19 protein-coding genes are annotated in these 18,174 nt (G+C 60.0%); 11 read left to right on the top strand and 8 right to left on the bottom strand.

The genetic code is table 11. The features are described from left to right. The first annotated feature begins 203 nt into the window (after positions 1 to 203). Positions 204 to 926 (top strand): GNAT family N-acetyltransferase, encoded by a 723-nt coding sequence (locus D8U73_RS15445; protein WP_130904997.1) that lies wholly within the window; start codon positions 204 to 206, stop codon positions 924 to 926. Positions 927 to 1,354: 428 nt separating this feature from the next. Here D8U73_RS15445 and D8U73_RS15435 read toward each other — a convergent pair whose 3' ends face one another. Then, positions 1,355 to 2,485 carry a P1 family peptidase gene (locus D8U73_RS15435; RefSeq protein WP_130904996.1) on the bottom strand — a complete coding sequence of 377 codons (1,131 nt, stop codon included), beginning with the start codon at positions 2,483 to 2,485 and terminating at the stop codon, positions 1,355 to 1,357. A gap of 47 nt (positions 2,486 to 2,532) precedes the next feature. Further along, the gene (locus tag D8U73_RS15430) at positions 2,533 to 3,636 is read right to left on the bottom strand and encodes an extracellular solute-binding protein (protein ID WP_130904995.1); all 1,104 of its coding nucleotides are present in this window, start codon (positions 3,634 to 3,636) and stop codon (positions 2,533 to 2,535) included. A 110-nt stretch (positions 3,637 to 3,746) separates the two neighbouring features. Here D8U73_RS15430 and D8U73_RS15425 point away from each other — a divergent pair, with 110 nt between their 5' ends. Beyond that, positions 3,747 to 4,538, top strand: coding sequence for a helix-turn-helix transcriptional regulator (locus tag D8U73_RS15425; RefSeq protein WP_130904994.1), 792 nt, complete (start codon positions 3,747 to 3,749; stop codon positions 4,536 to 4,538). On the opposite strand, the gene D8U73_RS15420 is transcribed toward D8U73_RS15425, so the two are convergent. Further along, positions 4,535 to 5,470: a class I SAM-dependent methyltransferase gene (locus tag D8U73_RS15420; RefSeq protein WP_130904993.1), complete on the bottom strand. Its 936-nt coding sequence runs from the start codon at positions 5,468 to 5,470 to the stop codon at positions 4,535 to 4,537. The genes D8U73_RS15425 and D8U73_RS15420 overlap by 4 nt on opposite strands. A 281-nt stretch (positions 5,471 to 5,751) precedes the next feature. Here D8U73_RS15420 and D8U73_RS15415 point away from each other — a divergent pair, with 281 nt between their 5' ends. The 5 genes from D8U73_RS15415 (at position 5,752) to D8U73_RS15395 (ending at position 8,900) form a co-directional block, all read left to right on the top strand. Continuing rightward, the gene (locus D8U73_RS15415; protein WP_056856751.1) at positions 5,752 to 6,369 is read left to right on the top strand and encodes a cytochrome b/b6 domain-containing protein; all 618 of its coding nucleotides are present in this window, start codon (positions 5,752 to 5,754) and stop codon (positions 6,367 to 6,369) included. Beyond that, a complete protein-coding gene (locus D8U73_RS15410; RefSeq protein ID WP_130904992.1) occupies positions 6,366 to 7,151 on the top strand; it encodes a molybdopterin-dependent oxidoreductase in 786 nt (261 codons plus the stop codon). Before D8U73_RS15415 ends, D8U73_RS15410 begins: the two co-directional genes overlap by 4 nt. 49 nt (positions 7,152 to 7,200) lie before the next feature. Next, the gene (locus D8U73_RS15405) at positions 7,201 to 7,467 is read left to right on the top strand and encodes a pentapeptide MXKDX repeat protein (protein ID WP_130904991.1); all 267 of its coding nucleotides are present in this window, start codon (positions 7,201 to 7,203) and stop codon (positions 7,465 to 7,467) included. A 233-nt stretch (positions 7,468 to 7,700) separates the two neighbouring features. Further along, positions 7,701 to 8,108 (top strand): response regulator, encoded by a 408-nt coding sequence (locus D8U73_RS15400; RefSeq protein ID WP_056856748.1) that lies wholly within the window; start codon positions 7,701 to 7,703, stop codon positions 8,106 to 8,108. Between the two features lie 123 nt (positions 8,109 to 8,231). Continuing rightward, positions 8,232 to 8,900, top strand: coding sequence for an HAD-IA family hydrolase (locus D8U73_RS15395; RefSeq protein ID WP_056856747.1), 669 nt, complete (start codon positions 8,232 to 8,234; stop codon positions 8,898 to 8,900). A gap of 211 nt (positions 8,901 to 9,111) precedes the next feature. On the opposite strand, the gene D8U73_RS15390 is transcribed toward D8U73_RS15395, so the two are convergent. Then, positions 9,112 to 10,059 (bottom strand): GlxA family transcriptional regulator, encoded by a 948-nt coding sequence (locus D8U73_RS15390; protein WP_056856746.1) that lies wholly within the window; start codon positions 10,057 to 10,059, stop codon positions 9,112 to 9,114. Positions 10,060 to 10,183: 124 nt separating this feature from the next. Here D8U73_RS15390 and D8U73_RS15385 point away from each other — a divergent pair, with 124 nt between their 5' ends. Beyond that, positions 10,184 to 10,975, top strand: coding sequence for an SDR family oxidoreductase (locus D8U73_RS15385; RefSeq protein WP_056856745.1), 792 nt, complete (start codon positions 10,184 to 10,186; stop codon positions 10,973 to 10,975). Positions 10,976 to 11,078: 103 nt separating this feature from the next. Here D8U73_RS15385 and D8U73_RS15380 read toward each other — a convergent pair whose 3' ends face one another. The 4 genes from D8U73_RS15380 to D8U73_RS15365 form a co-directional block, all read right to left on the bottom strand. Then, entirely contained in the window at positions 11,079 to 11,396 is a 318-nt protein-coding gene (locus tag D8U73_RS15380; protein ID WP_130904990.1) for a DUF2388 domain-containing protein, read from the bottom strand. 99 nt (positions 11,397 to 11,495) lie between these two features. Beyond that, positions 11,496 to 11,846, bottom strand: a complete 351-nt coding sequence (locus D8U73_RS15375) for a RidA family protein (protein WP_130904989.1) — start codon at positions 11,844 to 11,846, stop codon at positions 11,496 to 11,498. 28 nt (positions 11,847 to 11,874) lie between these two features. Continuing rightward, positions 11,875 to 13,119: an FAD-dependent oxidoreductase gene (locus tag D8U73_RS15370; RefSeq protein WP_130904988.1), complete on the bottom strand. Its 1,245-nt coding sequence runs from the start codon at positions 13,117 to 13,119 to the stop codon at positions 11,875 to 11,877. 4 nt (positions 13,120 to 13,123) lie between these two features. Beyond that, positions 13,124 to 14,542 carry a PLP-dependent aminotransferase family protein gene (locus D8U73_RS15365; protein WP_130904987.1) on the bottom strand — a complete coding sequence of 473 codons (1,419 nt, stop codon included), beginning with the start codon at positions 14,540 to 14,542 and terminating at the stop codon, positions 13,124 to 13,126. Positions 14,543 to 14,906: 364 nt separating this feature from the next. Between D8U73_RS15365 and D8U73_RS15360 the strand changes: the two genes are divergently transcribed. The 3 genes from D8U73_RS15360 (at position 14,907) to D8U73_RS15350 (ending at position 18,172) form a co-directional block, all read left to right on the top strand. Beyond that, on the top strand, positions 14,907 to 16,322 hold the full coding sequence (locus tag D8U73_RS15360) for an amino acid permease (protein ID WP_206663023.1): 1,416 nt from the start codon (positions 14,907 to 14,909) through the stop codon (positions 16,320 to 16,322). Between the two features lie 91 nt (positions 16,323 to 16,413). Beyond that, the gene (locus tag D8U73_RS15355; RefSeq protein WP_130904985.1) at positions 16,414 to 17,379 is read left to right on the top strand and encodes a transporter substrate-binding domain-containing protein; all 966 of its coding nucleotides are present in this window, start codon (positions 16,414 to 16,416) and stop codon (positions 17,377 to 17,379) included. 16 nt (positions 17,380 to 17,395) lie between these two features. Next, positions 17,396 to 18,172, top strand: a complete 777-nt coding sequence (locus tag D8U73_RS15350; RefSeq protein WP_130904984.1) for an amino acid ABC transporter ATP-binding protein — start codon at positions 17,396 to 17,398, stop codon at positions 18,170 to 18,172. Positions 18,173 to 18,174: the final 2 nt, after the last annotated feature.

Here is an 18,174-nt window from a genome sequence, read left to right as displayed (position 1 = left end):
TTTGCGTAATTTGCGAGTGCAGTGCACTGCGGTACTTTTGCAGTTCACATCAACAAGAGTGACCATCGGATCGAGAAAAAGGTTTATGCGGTTTTCGGCTATAGACTCATGCGCTTAGTTCATGAATCCAGAAATGGCGCGGAACGGGTTAAGATGTCCGCCCGCATCGAACGCTGCACACCGCCCCGGAGCCACCCCCCGCAATGCCCCAGATCACGCACTTCAAAACGTCGTGCCCCGAGCACATCAACAGCCAGATCCTGCAGATGGTGGTCGACAACCTGACCGACATCAGCATGGTCGCGATACCGCCGAGCAACCTGCTGTACAACGTCTATCAGTACGCGATTGGCTACGAGGTGCACCTTTATCTGGAAGCGTTGAACGGCGCGAAGGGCATTGATGTGGAGTTGATCGTCGCCACCGATCCTGACGATCCGGACCAGATCATCGGCTTCTTGCTGTACTTGCCGGTCAAGGATGATCCCGACGCCTGCGGCGTGGCGTACATGGCGGTCCAGGCCGAACATCGGCGCCAGGGCATTGCGCGCCGGATGCTGCGGGAAATGGTCGGCCGTTATCCGCACGCCGAACTGACCTGCGCGGTGGCCAAGGTGCCGTACTTCGAAGCGATGGGTTTTCAGGTGATAGGCGTGCGCGCGACCCAGGTACTGATGAACACCCGTGACCATGGCAGCGACGGCTTGATGGCGCTGCTGGATGTGGCACCGATCTACAGCTCGCTGGAGGTGCGGCAGATTCATACGTATTTGCTGCAAAAACACGGCAAGCGGGCGATGGTCGATGCGGAAAAACAGCGCGACCGGCACCTCGATCAGTTGACGTTCAAGGCCCATGCGTTCGTGCGTGAGCGGTTGGGCGACGACGCAGTGCCGACCAGCGGTCCACGGCTGCGCCTGGTCTGATCGAGCTCTCCAGGCATGACATAGCACTCTGTGGGAGCTGGCTTGCCAGCGATGGCGTCCTTGAGATCGCCATCGCGAGCAAGCTTTGCTCTACAGGGGATCTTTATTGGTCAAAAATCCCGATCACACCGGGATCCACAGTGGGAGCTGGCTTGCCAGCGATGACTGAGTATCGGCCGACACATTCATTGACTGACTCACCGCCATCGCTGGCAAGCCAGCTCCCACAGGGTAAAGTGGTGATTCTGGAGGTAAAAAAAGAGCCTCAAAGCTCTTTGATGGGGAGGAAGTAGAGCCATTGAGGCTCAAGATGCGCATGAAGCAAGCGGTGAGCTTGTAGGGGTTCAGTGCACTCACCGCTTACGCAACGGCTTGTTGAGCAAACAAGCGGCTGCGTAAGTTCATCCTAGAAAGACCAAGTGTTTCACTCAAGTACCACTAGTCGCGTCCCCCGGCCACCCGGCCCGACGCAGTGCTTGCAGCAACGTTTCGGCATCCAGCCCCGGCACCGCGTGACCATTGCCTTCGGCGGTTTCAGCGGCCAGTACGGCATTGATGATGGCCTCTTCCACGGCTTCGGTTGCGGCCAGGAACAGCTCGCTGATGTGGTCATTGTTGACCATGCACAGACCATCAGTGGTGGCGGCTTTTTTACGCTCGTACGCCGCCGGGGGAACGTGCAGGTTGCCGGTGGCGAAGGCGATGAAGATGTCGCCACTGTGGTCTTCATTGCCGCCGCCGGTGCGGGCAAGGCCGAGGCTGGCACGCTGCGCCAGCCGAGTGCACTGGTGCGGCAGCAACGGCGCATCGGTGGCCAGGCAGACGACGATGGAACCCATGCCCGGATGCGGCAACGCGGCCTTGAGAAACGGCGAGTCGACCTGATCCATGTAGCGCCCGACCGGGTAGCCATCGACGCGCAATTCCTGCCGGATGCCGTGGTTGGCCTGCACGATGGCACCCACCGTCCAGCCACCCTGGGCATCGCTCAAGCGCCGCGAGGCGGTGCCGATGCCCCCCTTGAATTCGTGGCAGATCATGCCGCTGCCACCGCCGACATTGCCTTCTGTCACAGGGCCGCTCTTGGCACTGCGCACGGCTTCGGCGACGTGCTCGGGTTTCACGTGAAAGCCGTTGATGTCGTTGAGCAAACCGTCATAGGTTTCCAGCACCACCGGCATGTTCCAGTAGAGCCTGCCGTCGTCCGGTTGCTGCTCACGGTCCACGGCGATCAGCGCATCGCGCACCACGCCCAGGCTATGGGTGTTGGTGAAGGCGATCGGGCTGGTCAGCAAACCGGCCTCGCGGATCCATTCAAGCCCCGTGGCGTCGCCATTGCCATTGAGCACATGGACCCCGGCGAAACACGGTTGCTGGCTGGTGGAACCGGCACGCGGTTCAATCACGGTTACCCCGGTGAGGATGTCGCGACCCTTGGCGGTGCGTCCTCGCACATTGCTGTGGCCGACCCGTACACCGGGCACGTCGGTAATGGCGTTGAGCGGGCCGGGTTGCAGTTGGCCGAATCGAATGTTCAGGTCGCGGGCACGTGGTTTCATCGGTTTTCTCATCTTCAGAAGTCGCGGGTGGAAAGGTGGGGCGTGGGTTATTGACCGTTCTTGACCTTGCTCCAGATCCGCGTCCGTACCCGTTCGGTAGCCGGCGGCAAAGGTTGCAGAGTGAACAAAGTGGCCAGGGCTGCGGCTGACGGGTAGACCGCAGGGTTGTTGCGGGTCGCCTCAGCCACCAGCGCCGTGGCATTGCGGTTGCCATTGGGGTAGTTGAGGTGATTGCTGACCGGGGCGATGACCTCGGCGCGCATCAGGTAATCGATGAAAGCCAACCCTTGTTGGGGATGCGGCGCGTCCTTGAGCAACACCAGCGTGTCGAACCACACCGGCGCGCCTTCCTTGGGCAAGCTGTAGGCGATCTTCACGCCGTTGCCGGCTTGCTCGGCGGTCGCCTTGGCTTCCAGCATCGCGCCGGACCAACCGACCGCCACACAGATGTTGCCGTTGGACAGATCACTGATGAATTTCGACGAGTTGAAATAGGCGATATGCGGGCGCAGCTTAAGCAGCAGCGCTTCGGCCTTCTTGTAATCCTCGGGGTTGGTGCTGTTGGGCGGCAGGCCAAGGTAGTGCAGGGCGACCGGGAGCATTTCCGACGGCGAGTCGAGCATCGCCACGCCGCATTCGCCGAGTTTGGCCAGGTTTTCTTCCTTGAACACCAGGTCCCAGGAATCCACCGGCGCTTTGTCGCCAAGTACCGCCCGCACTTTGTCGATGTTGTAGCCGATGCCGTTGGTGCCCCACAGATACGGCACGGCGTACTGGTTACCCGGATCGTTGTGGGCCAGTTTCGCCAGCAGGTCGCTGTCCATGTTCTTGAAATCAGGCATATCAGCGCGGGGCAGCGGCGCCAGGGCACCGGCCTTGATCAGCGTTGGCAGGCTGAAGTTGCTGGCCACCACCACGTCGTAGCCACTGCGGCTGGTCAACAGTTTGCCTTCGAGCACTTCGGCGCTGTCGAAGGTGTCGTAGACGGGCTGGATACCGGTGTCACGCTTGAAGTCATGCAGGGTGTTCGGGCCGATGTAGTCATACCAGTTGTAGACGTGAACGGTTGGGGCCTCGGCCGCCACCGCCGACAGCGAAACCGCCAGACAGGCGCCAAACCCCAGATTGAAATACGAGCGATGACCACTCATGATGCGGCACTCCTGGCCTGCTGCGGCCGGTGATGTTCAGGAGCTTGCAGGGTATCGACGGGGCTGGCCGTTACCCATTCCCATCATGGGTTACTCGAAAGGGGTAGGGCGTGGACGCGTTGTTGAAAGAGTTGCCGCTGCACCAAGGGCTGGCGCGCGTGTTTGCCACGTTGGGCGAGGAAGGGTTCTGGCGTGCGCTGGTCGACACCCTGCGCCTGCTGGTGCCGCTGGACAACGCCCTGGTCGCGGTGATGAGGCCGGGTCGGGTACCGCGCCTGCTCATTGATTTCGACGCCAAAGGCAGCGGCGAGGAGCACGAAGACCTGGCAGATTACAGCGCCGGCATGTACTTGCTCGACCCGTTCTATCAAGCGGCCTGTGCCGGCATTGCCGACGGCTTGCACAGCCTCGAATCGGTGGCCCCGGACCAGTTCCAACACAGCGAGTATTACTTGAGCTACTTCCGCTCGGTGGTCGGCGGCGACGAGTTGCAGTTCATGGTCAACGTCGATGGCGCGGTGCTGGGCCTTTCTCTCGGGCGCTCGACACGCTTCAGCCTCGAAGAGCAGGGCCGTCTGTTGTGCGTGCGCGACTGGGTGCTGGCCGCCATGCGCCGACACCTGCGATTGCTGCCGCCGGAAGGGCCAGTCGCCGAGGCCGTGGCCGGAGATCTGGCAACGCTGCTCGATCGCTTCGATGCGCGCCTGTCAGTGCGCGAGATCGAAACCGCGCGGCTGATCCTCCAGGGCTTCTCCAGCAAGGCCATCGCCCAGCAGATGGGCATTTCACCCGAGACAGTGAAGGTGCATCGGCGCAACCTTTATCACAAGCTCAATGTGAACGGGCATGGGGAGTTGTTTGCGTTGGTGCTGCAACCACAAACAGGGCCAACCCGGTCTTAAACTCGGAATACCAACGCCTTCAAACCTGCCTCAACATCCGCATCGGGAAACTCCGGAGGGTTCTCCAGGCGTTGTTCAAAGCGCAGGCTCGGCGCCTCGCGCGTCACGCCGTCGATGAGGAAATCGGCACCGAATGCCGGGTCGTTCATGCAGGCCAGCACCGTGCCGTTTTCAGTCAGCAGTTCCGGCAATCGGCGCAGCACCCGCTGATAATCCTTGGTCAGCAGGAAACTGCCTTTCTGGAACGACGGCGGGTCGATGATCACCAGGTCGTACGGGCCTTTGCCGATCACCTTGCCCCAGGACTTGAACAGGTCGTGGCCGAGGAACGTCACCTGGCTCAGGTCATGGCCATTGAGCCGGTGATTGTCGCGGCCACGGCTCAGCGCCGGGCTGGACATGTCGAGGTTGACCACGTGCGTCGCACCGCCTTCGATGGCCGCCACCGAGAAGCCGCAGGTGTAGGCGAACAGGTTCAGTATGCGTTTGCCGGCGGCGTTGGCCCGGACCCAGTCACGGCCATAGCGCATGTCGAGGAACAGCCCGGTGTTCTGCTTGCGGCCCAGGTCCACCCGGTACTTCAAGCCACCTTCGGTGATGGTCATTTCTTCGATGACATCGCCCAGTAGCCATTCGGTGGTGCTTTGCAGCAGGTAGCGGTGCTGCAGCAACAATGTGTGCGCCCCGGATTGTGTCCACTGCGGTGATTGGGTGATTGCCATCAGCCGTTGCTTCAAGTCCTCCAGTTGCGCCGCTTCCGGCTCCTTGAACAGTGCCACCAGCACCACGCCTTGCAGCCAGTCCACGGTCACCTGCTCCAGCCCCGGCCAGCAGCGGCCACGGCCGTGGAACAGCCGGCGGGTTTCGTCGGGAGGCGTGGCCAGTGCCGTCAGCAAGTGGTCGTGGAGGATGGAGAGGGCGTCTGCGTTCATGGGTCTGGGTCGGCAAGTTGCGGGGGGCGGCATTTAACCATAGTTGCGCGTTCGGCGGGCTACCACCGCCCCCTGTAGGAGCGAGCCTGCTCGCGATAACGGTTTCAGATTCAACATCAATGTCGGCTGACTTGATGCCATCGCGAGCAGGCTCGCTCCTACAGGGTTTTGGGTGGCTGTGAGTGAGCAGTTATCACATTAAATTTAACTTTGCGTGAGGATTTGGCGATCTTCCGGCTCCCATACTCGGCTCCAACGAACAACCACATCGGGAGCCGGACATGTCGCAGTCATCTGCCTCACCCAAGGCCAGTCATCCACGCTGGCTGCGCCTGACCCATTGGCTCAACGCCCTGGCGGTGTTGGTGATGGTCACCAGTGGTTGGCGCATCTACAACGCCTCGCCACTCTACGATTTCAGTTTTCCCACGTCGATCACCCTCGGCGGCTGGCTCGGTGGGGCGCTTCAGTGGCACTTCGCGGCGATGTGGTTCCTGGCGATCAACGGCCTCGTCTACCTGCTCATCAATGTCTTCAGTGGTCGCTTGAAACGGCGCTTTTTCCCGGTTTCGCCCAATGGTGTGCTGCGCGACTTGTCGGCGGCACTGCGCGGAAAACTCGGGCATGCCGACCTCAGTCATTACAACCAGGTGCAACGGTTTGCGTATTTGTTCGTGATTATCGACATCACCCTGCTGGTGCTCTCCGGGCTGGTGTTGTGGAAGTCGGTGCAGTTCCCGCTGCTGCGTGAATTGCTGTGGGGTTACGAAGGGGCGCGCCGTGTGCACTTCTTTGCCATGGCGCTGTTAGTGGCATTCGTTGCGGTGCATCTGGTGATGGTCGCGCTGGTACCTAAAACGCTGTTGGCCATGATCGTTGGCCGCAAGGAGCACGTATGAAAAAGCGTATTCAGGTCCCCGGGCTGGATGAGGCTTCGATCCTCGCGGATGCCCGCAAAATCCTTGCACCACAGATCGAAGACCGCTCGCGTCGATCGTTCCTCTTGCGTGGCCTGACCCTTGGTGGCGTGGCGATGTTGTCGGGTTGCAACATCACCGACAACGACAGCGTCGAGACCGCATTGTCATCGATGTCGCGCTTCAACGACCGGGTGCAGGGCTGGCTGTTCAACCCCAACGCCATGGCCCCGACCTATCCGGCGTCGATGATCACCCGGCCATTTCCGTTCAATGCGTTCTACGGCATCGACGAAGCACCGACGGTGGAGGAGGAGAGCTATCGTCTGGAAGTCACCGGACGGGTCGCCGACAAGCGCAGCTGGCGCCTCGAAGAGCTGCGCGCCATGGCCCAGACCGAGCAGATCACCCGGCACATCTGCGTTGAAGGCTGGAGCGCGATCGGCCGTTGGGGTGGCGTACGCTTCAGCGACTTCCTCAAGCGCATCGGCGCCGACACCGACGCCAAATACGTCGGCTTCAAATGCGCCGACGACTACTACACCAGCATCGACATGGCCACCGCGCTGCATGCGCAAACCCTGTTGGCGCTGACGTACGACGGCGCGGTGCTGCCGCGTGAATACGGCTTCCCGATGAAGCTGCGCATGCCCACCAAGCTTGGCTACAAGAACCCCAAACACATTCAGGCGATTTTCGTCAGCAACACCTACAGCGGCGGCTACTGGGAAGACCAGGGCTACAACTGGTTCGGTGGCAGCTGATGAACCCCCGCAACCTACCCATCAAACCTGTGCTTCAAGGAGTTTCATCATGAAAAAGCTGACCACCGTTGTTCTGTCTTTGTGCCTGGCCGTCGGCGCCGCCAGTGTTTTTGCTGCTGACACCATGAGCAAAGACAGCATGAGCAAGGATTCGATGTCCAAGGATGCAATGTCCAAAGACGCGATGAAGAAAGATTCGATGTCCAAGGACGCGATGAAGAAAGACACGATGTCCAGGGATTCCATGAGCAAGGACGGCATGAAAAAAGACGCCATGTCCAAAGACGCCATGAAAAAGGACGCCATGTCACAGTAATCCCAAAAATCCCGTGCCCCTGTAGGAGCTGAGCTTGCTCGCGATGGCGGTGTATCAGTCAACCTGTAATGGCTGACACAGCGCCATCGAGAGCGGGCTCAGCGCCTGCAGGAAGCATGAATTCGTCGCCTGACTGTATCAAAAATGAATTTCCGCCGAGTCCGCTGCTCCTACTTGTAGGTAGCGGATTCAAGCCCGCGAAATCATAGGTGCAATCAGGGAGCAGCAAGGTCATGAGTCGAGTAACGACAGCGGGCGGATATCTTCCTGAGGGGTTGATCCTGGTGGTTGAGGACGACCCGTTGATCCTGGAATTTCTCTGCGAAATTCTGCAGGACGAAGGCTTTGTGGTGGAACCGCAGATCAGTGCCGATGCGGCTGCGGCGTATCTGGAGCAGCATGCCGCGCAGGTCAGGTTGTTGCTCACGGACATCACCATGCCCGGCAAACTCAATGGTGCAGACCTGGCCAATCAGTTTGGCGATCGCTGGCCGGACAAACCGATCATGATCATGTCCGGCTACGAAACCCCGGAAAGCTCGGGCGTCCGGCATGAGGTGACATTCATCAAGAAACCCTGGGCGTTGGGGCAACTGCTCGATTGTGTGCAAGGAGCCTTGAAATCACGCCCTGCCTTGTAGGGGCTGGGGCAGGCTGCGATCTTTTGATTTTGCTTTTTCAGGATCAAAAGATCGCAGCCTGCGCCAGTTCCTGTGGGGATCGTGTAAATTGGCGCAAATGTCCGCTGAGATAGGAAGGACCCTTTGCCCGTGCCCACGTCTGTTTTCAACGTCCCTTACCGTGCCTTCCTGTTCGACATGGACGGCACCATCCTCACCTCGATTGCCGCCGCTGAACGCGTCTGGACCACTTGGGCCTTGCGCCACGGTGTCGATGTTGAAACCTTCCTGCCGACCATTCACGGTGCCCGAGCCATCGACACCATCACACGTCTGGGATTGCCCGGTGTGGATGCCGAGGCTGAAGCGGCGTGGATTACCCAGGCGGAAATCGAAGATGTCGAAGGGGTTGCCGAGGTGCCTGGCGCGGCGGCGTTCCTCAAATCGCTGCCGGCTCATCAATGGGCCATCGTCACCTCGGCGCCGAGGACGCTTGCCTTGCGGCGAATGGCAGCGGCAGGGATTCCCGAGCCGGACGTGATGATCACCGCCGAAGACGTCAGCCTCGGCAAACCCGACCCGAGCGGTTATCGACTCGCGGCGACACGGCTGGGGGTGGACATCACTCAATGCCTGGTGTTCGAAGATGCCACGGTGGGGATCCTCGCCGCGCAGGCGGCGGGGGCGGGTTTGTTGATTGTGACGGCGACGCATGACGTGCCGATCGAAACGGATCATGCGACGTTGGCTGATTATGATTTGGTTGTGGCGCAGGCAAGCGCCGACAATTTGATTCGCTTACAGCCTTTGTAATCGACATCAGACCCCTGTGGGAGCTGGCTTGCCAGCGATGGTGGTGTGTCAGGCAGCGTGGATGGTGAATGTGCCGACGTCATCGCAGGCAAGCCACGCTCCCACAGTATTTGAAGTCTCCGCAGTTTTTGTGCTTGGCATAAAGCCCCTGTGGGAGCTGGCTTGCCAGCGATGGCGGCCGCCAGGATTGACGCCGGTCGGCGGTTCGCTCCTACATTGACATCTCGGATCGCGCGCTGCGCCGTATCACCTGCGGCGGCTGCCCGAATGTTCGCAAGAACGCTTCGCGCATGCGGCGGCGGTCGCTGAAGCCGGTTGCCAGGGCGATCTGGTCAAGGCTCAGGCGCCCGCGTTCGAGCATCTGCCGTGCCGTTTCCAGACGCAGGTTTTCGATGGCCTTGGCCGGTGACTGGCCGGTTTCCGCGCGAAATGCCCGGCTGAACTGCCGTGGGCTCAGGCGTGCCACCTCCGCCAGTTGCTCTACCGAAAGCACTTGGTCGAGGTGTTCCCGGGCATAGGTCAAAACGCTCTGAATGCGATCGGATTTCGGCTCCAGTTCCAGCAGCGCCGAATGTTGCGACTGGCCACCCGCGCGACGGTGGTACATCACCAGTTTTTGCGCCACTGAACGGGCGAGGTCGGCGCCGTGATCTTTTTCGACCATGGCCAGCGCCAGGTCGATACCGGCGGTCATGCCGGCTGAAGTCCAGATCGACCCGTCGATCACGTAGATCCGGTCAGCCTCGACGTTGATCCCCGCAAAACGCTCTTGCAGTTGTCGCGCATAGGCCCAATGAGTGGTTGCCCGCTTTCCCTCCAGCAAACCGGCCTGGGCCAGGACGAAAGCCCCGGAACAGATCGACGCCGTGCGTCGCGCGGTCTTGACGCCAGCTCGCAGGTAATCGAGCACCGCTTCGGGCGCCTGTTCGAGAATCGCATCGCCTCCGACCACGATCACCGTATCGAACACACGCTCATCGAATGCCTCGGTGCCGACACACAAGCCGCCGGAGGCCCGCAACAAGCGACCCCCTTCGGACAGCACACGCACGTCGTACAGCGTTTCGCCAGCGCTGAAGTTGGCGTATTCGAACACCGGCATCGCCGCCAGCGCCATGGACTGGAAGCCGTCGAAAACCACAAACGCCACGGTAATCATTGATCTGCCCTCAAACGGCGATGTCCGAAAAACGTACTTTAAACGTCATTTGCGACACCAGCGAGCGGATTTATAACGGTACACAACCGGCGAACGTCTCGCCCAACCGTGAAGGAAACCGATTATGGCGCTCTCATCCAAAGGTACTGCATTGATCACCGGTGCATCGTCGGGCATTGGCGCTGTGTACGCCGACCGCCTCGCTCGCCAGGGTTATGACTTGATTCTGGTGGCCCGTAGCCAGGGCAAGCTCAACGCCCTGGCCCGGCATCTGAGCGACCAGACCGGTCGCACCGTGGAAGTGGTCGCCGCCGACCTCAAGGACAAGGCCGATGTGCGACGGGTAGAAGACATCCTGCGCAACGATGCCAGCATCACCTTGCTAGTCAACAATGCCGGCGTCGGCGCGGTCATGCCGCTGCTCGCCAGCCCGGTGGATGAAATGGAAGACATGATCTCCCTCAATGTCACCGCGTTGATGCGCCTGGCTTATGCCGTGGTGCCTGGCTTCGTCGCGCGCGGCACCGGCACCGTGATCAACATTTCTTCGATCGTTGCCATCGCTCCGGAAATTCTCAATGGCGTTTACGGCGGGACCAAGGCGTTCGTGCTGGGTTTGAGCCAGTCGATGCATCGGGAACTGGCCGACAAAGGCGTGCGCATCCAGGCCGTGCTGCCGGGCGCCACCGCAACCGAGTTCTGGAGTGAAGCGGGCAACCCGGTGGAAAACCTGCCGCAGGAAATCGTCATGTCTGCCGAGGACATGGTTGATGCAGCACTGGTTGGGTTGGCGAATGGAGAAGTGGTGACCATCCCGGGCTTGCACGACGGGGCGCAGTGGGACCGTCATGAAACTCAACGCCAGGTGTTGAGCGGGCTGTTCGGAAATTCAGAATCGGCGCCGCGCTATCGCTGATCACTGCCCGTTCAAGTGGAGCAGGTGGCGGTCAACCGACAGCAAGGCAGGGCTGGAAACGCAATCCGGGTGTCACGAGCCCCACCGCTGAGGTTGGTCGTCTTCAGTGATCGGCAGCAACGCCTTGCTGGACAAGAATGGCTCGCGCCAAGTCTTCATCGCTGGCATTGAGACCGGGGTTTTCCTGGCGGATCCGCTGCAACACCTGCTCCAGATAAACGCCACGAATCGCACCGCCACTGGCGACGAAGCTGGACGCGTCGTCACGGGCGGGAATCATCATTTTGTCATCCTTGAACGTCGAGTACAGCGAAGCGGAAACACCGGCCGAAGTGGCAACATCACCTGCATCCACTTTGGCCATGGCAGAGCCGAACGGTAAGCACAGTACAAGGGAAGAAATGATAATCAGACGGCGCATGACGGAGTCCTCAAAGCCTGCATAAAAAGGAAATACCTCACCATTTAGGATGCACGACGGCCGCCGAGAGTTCCCCGTCGATGCGCTTTGAGTTGAATTTCAACCCTTGGCCGCGCAGACAATCACTTCGACCAGCAGGCTAGGATCAGCCAGTTTTACCTCGCCGCACGCACGGGCCGGGGCATGCCCGGCCGGGACCCAAGCGTCCCACACGGTGTTCATCGCCGCGAAATCCGCCATGTCGGCAAGCCAGATGGTGGTCTGCAACAGTTGTTGCCTCGACGACCCAGCCTGCTCGAGCAGTGCATCTACTCGCGCCAGCGCATCACGGGTCTGGCCGGCAACGTCGTGATGGGGTTCGCCGACTTGCCCAGCCAGATACACGGTATTGCCGTGGATGACGATTTGGCTCATGCGTTGGCTGGTCTGTTTGCGCTCGATGGTTTGCATCCTTGGTTCTCCTGTCGAAAAGTGTTGCTCAGAAGCGTTGAACGGAAAAACTGTCCAGCCATGGTGGCGTCTTGCCGGCGATGCAGTCGGCGACCAGTTGGCCAGTGGCTCCGGCCAGGGTCAGGCCCAGGTGCTGGTGACCGAAGGCGTAGATCAAACGCGGTTCGTTCGGTGATGGGCCGATGACCGGCAACGAGTCGGGGAGGGAAGGACGGAACCCCAGCCACCTGCGAGCGACCGGTTGGGTCAGGCCCATGACACGGCGTACGTGTCGCTCCAGGTAGTCGAAGCGTTTTGGATTCGCCGGGTCGTTGATCGAGCCAAGTTCCACTGTGCCCGCAACCCTCAGCCGACCTGCCATGGGTGTCATGTAAAACGCGCTCTCCACCGGGCAAACAGGGCGGTTGAGCAGGGCGTCTTGCAGATCGAATTCGATGTGATAGCCGCGTTCGGTATCCAGCGGAATGTGATCGCCCACCTGACGCGCCAACGCCGCTGACCAGGCGCCGCCACACAGCACGACGCGGTCGGCTCGCCAACTTTTCCCTTCGGAACTGCCCAGGTACAGGCCGTCACTCTTGCGTTGCACCGTTGTGATCGTTGCCTGGTGTAGCGCGCCTGCGGCGACCAGTGGCGCGGCCAGCGCTTCAATGAAGGCTCGAGGGTCATCCATGTGCGAGGACTCGGGAAACAGAATGCCTCCGATCGCTTTGCCTGCCATCGCAGGTTCCAGTTGTTCGATGTCCGCTGCGTTCAACACTTGCTGTGCAATGCCCAGAGAGCGGCGTAGTTCGATGGCCGCTTGCGCGCCGGCCAAGCCTTGCTCGGTGCCGTAGGCATAGATGCAGCCATTGTGACGCAAATGCTGATCGGCCAGCGGTGCGTCTGCCAGCAGCGGCGCATAGCCGCTATAGGTGTGCTGGAGAATGTTGCTCAGTGCCTGGGTGTTGGTTTCGCAGCGTGAGGTACGACACTCATTGAGAAAGCGCAGCAGCCATGGCATCAACTGTGGCAAGCGTGCCCAGTTGATGACGAAGGGGGATTCCTTCGAGAACAGCAACGATGGAATTGCCTTCAGCAGCGACGGCTGGGCAATCGGCATCACACCATACGGTGCCAGGGTGCCGGCATTGCCGTAGGACGCGCCGCTGGCAACCGCATCGCGCTCCAGCAAGGCAACCTGATAACCCTGGCGTCGCAGCCAGAGTGCCGTGGCAACCCCGACGACGCCGGCACCGACAACGGCGATTTCGCAATGAACGGGTTGTGTCATGTCCTCAGATCCGGTTGTGCATGTGAAGGTGGCCCTGACGCGCCAGTTGGCTGATGACAGTCAAGGCTTTGGTCAGCTGCTCCCGAGATAGGGCTGCAGAGATATTGATGCGCACCGCTTGCGGTGAAAGTTCCGGACGCAAAGTGAAGGCGCCGCCGGCCAGCACCACCACCCCACGGTCCTGGCACAGGCGGGCGAATCGCGAGCCGGTCCAGGGTTCCGGCAGCACTAGCCAGGCGTGGGTGCCGGTGGCGCTGTGCTGGAATTCCAGGCCTTCGAAGTGCGTGGCGAGCAGCGCCTGGCGCAGTCGCAACTCTTCGCGCTGTTCGCAAACCAGTTGCTCAGCATGCCCGTCCTCGATCAGCCGAGTGGCGATCAGTGCACTGAGTGGCGATGTGCTCCAGCAGTCGATACGTTGCATGGCTGCGATGTCCTGCACCAGCGACATCGGGGCCATGACAAAGCCCATGCGCAATCCCGGGGCGATGCATTTGGACAGAGCCGAAATGTAGATCGTGCGCTCCGGCATCAGCGCCGCGAAAGGTGCTGGTGACTGATCGAGCAGCGGGCGATAAACATCGTCTTCGATAACCAGCAGGCTGGTTTCGCGGATCACGCTCGCCAGTTCTGCCCGGCGCTCGGTATCCAGGGTAATGGCGGTCGGGTTGTGAATCGACGGCACCAGAAACAACAGTCGCGGTTGATGTTCAGTGCAGGCCTGGCGCAGGGCTTCGGGGGACATGCCGCGTTCATCGGCGTCGACCCCAACCAGAATCAGCCCCAGCGAACGGCACAAGGCATTGATGCCTTGATAGGTCACGCTGTCGGCCAGCACGGTATCGCCACTGTTGGTCAAGCTGCGCAAGGTACTGGCGATGCCATGTTGCGCGCCTTCGACGATCAACATCTGCGAAGCCTGGGCCTCGACGCCGGTGTGGCGTAGCCATTGGGCCGCGGCTTCGCGAGCCCACAACGGCCCCTCGGACGGGTGATAGTCCTTCATGTCGCCAAAGCGCGGGTCGCTGGAAAGTCGCGGCAGTAATTGCGCCAATACCCTGTTGAAACCACCGGTTGCCGGGCGATTGACACTCAGGTCGATGGTGCCCGGATCATTGCTGGGTGCCGACTGAAATTGCGCTGCCGGATGGCGTGGTTGCGCGACTTGGGTGCCACGCCCCGGGCGGCTTTCTACCAGGCCTTTTTGCTGCAACACAGCCATGGCTTTGGTCACCGTGGTGATGTTCACCCCCAGTGCACTCGCGAAGTCGCGATGCGGCGGCAGGCGCTCCCCGGGTTTGAGCTTGCCGTTGCCTATCGCTTCGGCCAGTGAATCGGCCAGTTGCGCGTAAAGGGTTTCCGCTTTATCACGCTGCAACGCCGCACTGGCCTTGAGTTCATCCAGCAGTTGTTCGAATTGACTCATGGTGCTTTATCCCTGTTGTCATGCTCTAAGCAGGACAATGAGCAAGTTTGTATTGCTTTTTATCCGATACAAGGCCCATTGACAAGCTAAAAATCCGTGATTAGTGTGTGTATTGTAATGCTTGTCATGCAACACAATAAGAAAATGCTGCCATGCGCAGTTCAATGGGTACGCACATGACTATCGAAACGTTCCAGCCGGGATTGCTCCTGGCGTCCCACCTACATCGACACTCGTGCCTGACATCGGGCTGCACAGAGTATCCGGTGTGTTGTCCCCCTCGCGCAAAGTCTTCGAAGAATTTATCCGGTCGATCGACCCCCTACCGAGCCGCGGAGGTCATCCAATGAAAAACGCTCAGTCAATGAACTCAAATTCGGGCCAGCAGCGCCTCAGTGGCGCCTTGCGCCAGCGCCACATCACCATGATTTCCCTGGGCGGCATCATCGGCGCCGGTTTGTTTGTCGGCAGCAGTGCAACGATTCAGGCGATCGGACCCGCCGCGTTTCTCAGTTATCTCGCTACCGGCATCGTGGTGATGCTGGTGATGCGCATGCTGGGGGAAATGGCCGTTGCTTTGCCCGGTGTCGGTTCTTTTACCGAGTACGCCCGGATAGGCCTGGGCAATTGGGTCGGGTTCACCAGTGGCTGGTTGTACTGGTACTTTTGGGTGATCGTGGTTGCGGTCGAAGCGGTGGTCGGTGCCAACATCCTGGAACAGTGGATACCACTGCCCGCGTGGGTGATCGGGCTGAGCCTGTTGGCGATCATGACCGCCATCAATTGCCTGTCGGTCAAATCCTATGGCGAGTTCGAGTATTGGTTCGCTTCATTGAAGGTTTTCGCGATCATCGTCTTCATCTTTGTTGTCGGAGCTTACCTGTTCGGTTTTGCACCGAGCACCAGCGACCTGCTGGGTAACCTGGTGAATGATCGTGGCTTCATGCCTTATGGTGTGAGTGCGATTCTGGCGGGAGTGCCGACAGTGATTTTCGCCGTCGGCGGCGCCGAGATCGCAACGATTGCCGCCGCCGAGTCCGACGACCCGTCGAAGAACGTGGCGAATATGACCCGTTCGGTGATCTTCCGCGTCATCACCTTTTATGTCGGCTCGATTTTCCTGATTGTCTGCGTGGTGCCTTGGGGTCAGATCGTCGCCGGCCATTCACCCTTCGTGGCTGCACTGGAGGTGATGCGCATTCCCGGCGCGGGGATGATCATGCAGGCGGTGGTGCTGGTGGCTGTGCTGTCGGCACTGAACTCCGGGCTTTATGTGTCTTCGCGGATTCTGTTCGGCCTCAGCCAGCGTGGTGATGCGCCAGCAAAACTTTCAGTCCTGACCGGTCGGAAAGTGCCCCGGGCGGCAGTGCTGTTGAGCAGTGTGATCGGATACATCGCCATCATGGCAGCGATCATTTCTCCGCAAGGCGTGTTCCTTTTTCTGGTCAACGCTTCCGGCGCAGTAATGCTGTTTGTCTACCTGGCGGTGGCGTTGGCGCAGATCAGGGTGCGGCGTCAGGTCGAGGCCACGGCACCGGCGCGACTGACCCTCAAGATGTGGCTGTTTCCATGGCTGTCCTATGCTGTGGTGGCAGTGATTGCGGGTGTTTTGGCCGCCATGGCGTTTCAGGAATCCTTGCGTACACAGTTCCTCGCCAGCCTTGTCAGCCTCGCTGTGGTATCTGCCGCTTACCTGATCCTCAGGCGCCTGCGGCAGCAAGCCCGCCAACCTCACGTCAATGCCATCGACATCCTCGCAAGGGTACCGACCCAGTCATGAATCACAGGGAGCAATCAGCCACGGACGGCGATTGAGCAACAAGGCTTGTAACGGTCAAAAACAATAAAATTTGCCTCTATATAGGTGATCTATGTCCGACTTCAAGTTTGATACCCAGGGTTTCTCCCGTCGCAGTTTGCTTAAAGCAACCGGCTACGGTTCATTGGCGGCTGCTTTGGGCTGCGCGATGGGTCCGATGTCGTTTGCATCGGCGGCCGACAAACCTATCAAGACCGTGCGTCCCGGTTATCTCACCGCCGCATGTCTGGGCGACATGCCCCTCGGTGCGCTACGCGAAGGCGTGCCGATTGGCACCGATCTGGAACTGCTCAAACTCATTGCTGATCGTCTCGAACTCAAGCTCGATGTGCTGACCATGGGCTTCCCGGCGGTGGTCGAAGCGGTGAGGTCTGGACGTGCCGACTGGTTCGGCGGCAACTTCGCCTGGAACCCGATGCGTTCGAAGATTCTGCTGCTGACCGACCCGGTGTTTTACACCGGTGCCTACGTGATCATGCGCGATAGTGAGCCGTTCGACACCTCGATCACGGTCAACGATGTGAAAGGGCGCACCATCGGCGCTATCACCGGTTATTTCACCATCCCCGATATGAAGAAAATCGATGGTGTGAAGGAGGTCAAACTTTACGACAACACCGATTCCTGCCTGCGTGACGTGCGCGCCGGGCGCCTGGACTTTGCCGTACTGGATGCGCCGACCATTGACTACATGATTCTTCAGGACCCTAGCCTGAAGCTCAAACAAGTCCCCATGTCTTACGATGAAAGATTCCCCAGCCTGACCGCTAAATTCGAAGCGATCTGGGGCGTTCATCCGCAGAACCAGGACTTGTTCGACGGAGTGAACCAAGGGCTGCGCTGGTTGAAGGCCACGGATCAGATCCGTCCGATCCTCGCCAAGTACGGGATCAAAAACCCCGACTACCTCGAACCTCCCGCCAACAACCCTCGCATCGGCGTGGACCGCGACGAAAAGGGCAATTTGATCGGGCCGTTCGCGCATCCTCCGCGTGATTTCAGTCCGGCCTTTGCCTGAGTCGAGGACGTGAATCATGGCGCAATCAACTCCGCTGGTGCGAATCGAAGGGCTGCACAAATCCTTCGGTAGCCTGGATGTCCTCAAGGGCATTGACCTCAATGTGCAGCAGGGCCAGAAGATCTCACTGATCGGCCCCAGCGGCTCCGGCAAGACCACCTTGCTGCGCTGCGTCAATTACCTGGAAGAGCCAACCAAGGGCGACATTTACATTGATAACGAGCTCATAGGCCAACGACTGGTGGGCACCCGGAAAGTGCCCATGAGCGACAAGGAATTGGCACGCATGCGCGCCGAGATCGGCATGGTATTCCAGCGCTTCAATCTGTTTCCGCATCTGTCGGTGCTGGAGAACATCATCCTTGGCCCGCTCAAGGTGCAACAGCGCAACCGCGCCGAAGCGGTGGAACTGGCCGAGGACTTGCTGAACAAAGTCGGCATGTTTGCCAAGCGCGATGCGTTTCCCGAGCAACTGTCGGGCGGGCAGCAACAACGCATTGCCATCGCCCGAGCGCTGGCGATGAAACCCAAACTTATGCTGTTCGACGAGGCGACCTCGGCACTCGACCCGGAACTGGTTGGAGAGGTTCTGGGGGTTATGCGCAGGCTGGCGGAAGAGGGCATGACCATGATCATCGTGACACATGAAATGAGCTTCGCCGAAAGCGTGTCCGACCAAGTGATCTTCATGGCCGACGGTAACATAGTCGAGCAGGGACCACCCCGGCAGATCTTCCGCGAGAGTCAGGTCGAACGTACCCGTTGCTTCATCCGTGCCGTGCAGGAGCATTGATC

This window comes from Pseudomonas sp. Sample_22 (assembly GCF_004307635.1).
Lineage (GTDB): Bacteria > Pseudomonadota > Gammaproteobacteria > Pseudomonadales > Pseudomonadaceae > Aquipseudomonas.
Note: the sequence above shows the minus strand (reverse complement) of the source record. Positions and strands in the feature narration are given on the sequence as shown.

Excerpts from the sequence above, each read along its gene's own strand:
- D8U73_RS15445 (WP_130904997.1), top strand. The coding sequence starts at position 204 with ATGCCCCAGATCACGCACTTCAAAACGTCGTGCCCCGAGCACATCAAC.
- D8U73_RS15435 (WP_130904996.1), bottom strand. The coding sequence starts at position 2,485 with ATGAAACCACGTGCCCGCGACCTGAACATTCGATTCGGCCAACTGCAA.
- D8U73_RS15430 (WP_130904995.1), bottom strand. The coding sequence starts at position 3,636 with ATGAGTGGTCATCGCTCGTATTTCAATCTGGGGTTTGGCGCCTGTCTG.
- D8U73_RS15420 (WP_130904993.1), bottom strand. The coding sequence starts at position 5,470 with ATGAACGCAGACGCCCTCTCCATCCTCCACGACCACTTGCTGACGGCA.
- D8U73_RS15415 (WP_056856751.1), top strand. The coding sequence starts at position 5,752 with ATGTCGCAGTCATCTGCCTCACCCAAGGCCAGTCATCCACGCTGGCTG.
- D8U73_RS15410 (WP_130904992.1), top strand. The coding sequence starts at position 6,366 with ATGAAAAAGCGTATTCAGGTCCCCGGGCTGGATGAGGCTTCGATCCTC.
- D8U73_RS15405 (WP_130904991.1), top strand. The coding sequence starts at position 7,201 with ATGAAAAAGCTGACCACCGTTGTTCTGTCTTTGTGCCTGGCCGTCGGC.
- D8U73_RS15400 (WP_056856748.1), top strand. The coding sequence starts at position 7,701 with ATGAGTCGAGTAACGACAGCGGGCGGATATCTTCCTGAGGGGTTGATC.
- D8U73_RS15390 (WP_056856746.1), bottom strand. The coding sequence starts at position 10,059 with ATGATTACCGTGGCGTTTGTGGTTTTCGACGGCTTCCAGTCCATGGCG.
- D8U73_RS15385 (WP_056856745.1), top strand. The coding sequence starts at position 10,184 with ATGGCGCTCTCATCCAAAGGTACTGCATTGATCACCGGTGCATCGTCG.
- D8U73_RS15380 (WP_130904990.1), bottom strand. The coding sequence starts at position 11,396 with ATGCGCCGTCTGATTATCATTTCTTCCCTTGTACTGTGCTTACCGTTC.
- D8U73_RS15375 (WP_130904989.1), bottom strand. The coding sequence starts at position 11,846 with ATGCAAACCATCGAGCGCAAACAGACCAGCCAACGCATGAGCCAAATC.
- D8U73_RS15370 (WP_130904988.1), bottom strand. The coding sequence starts at position 13,119 with ATGACACAACCCGTTCATTGCGAAATCGCCGTTGTCGGTGCCGGCGTC.
- D8U73_RS15365 (WP_130904987.1), bottom strand. The coding sequence starts at position 14,542 with ATGAGTCAATTCGAACAACTGCTGGATGAACTCAAGGCCAGTGCGGCG.
- D8U73_RS15360 (WP_206663023.1), top strand. The coding sequence starts at position 14,907 with ATGAACTCAAATTCGGGCCAGCAGCGCCTCAGTGGCGCCTTGCGCCAG.
- D8U73_RS15355 (WP_130904985.1), top strand. The coding sequence starts at position 16,414 with ATGTCCGACTTCAAGTTTGATACCCAGGGTTTCTCCCGTCGCAGTTTG.
- D8U73_RS15350 (WP_130904984.1), top strand. The coding sequence starts at position 17,396 with ATGGCGCAATCAACTCCGCTGGTGCGAATCGAAGGGCTGCACAAATCC.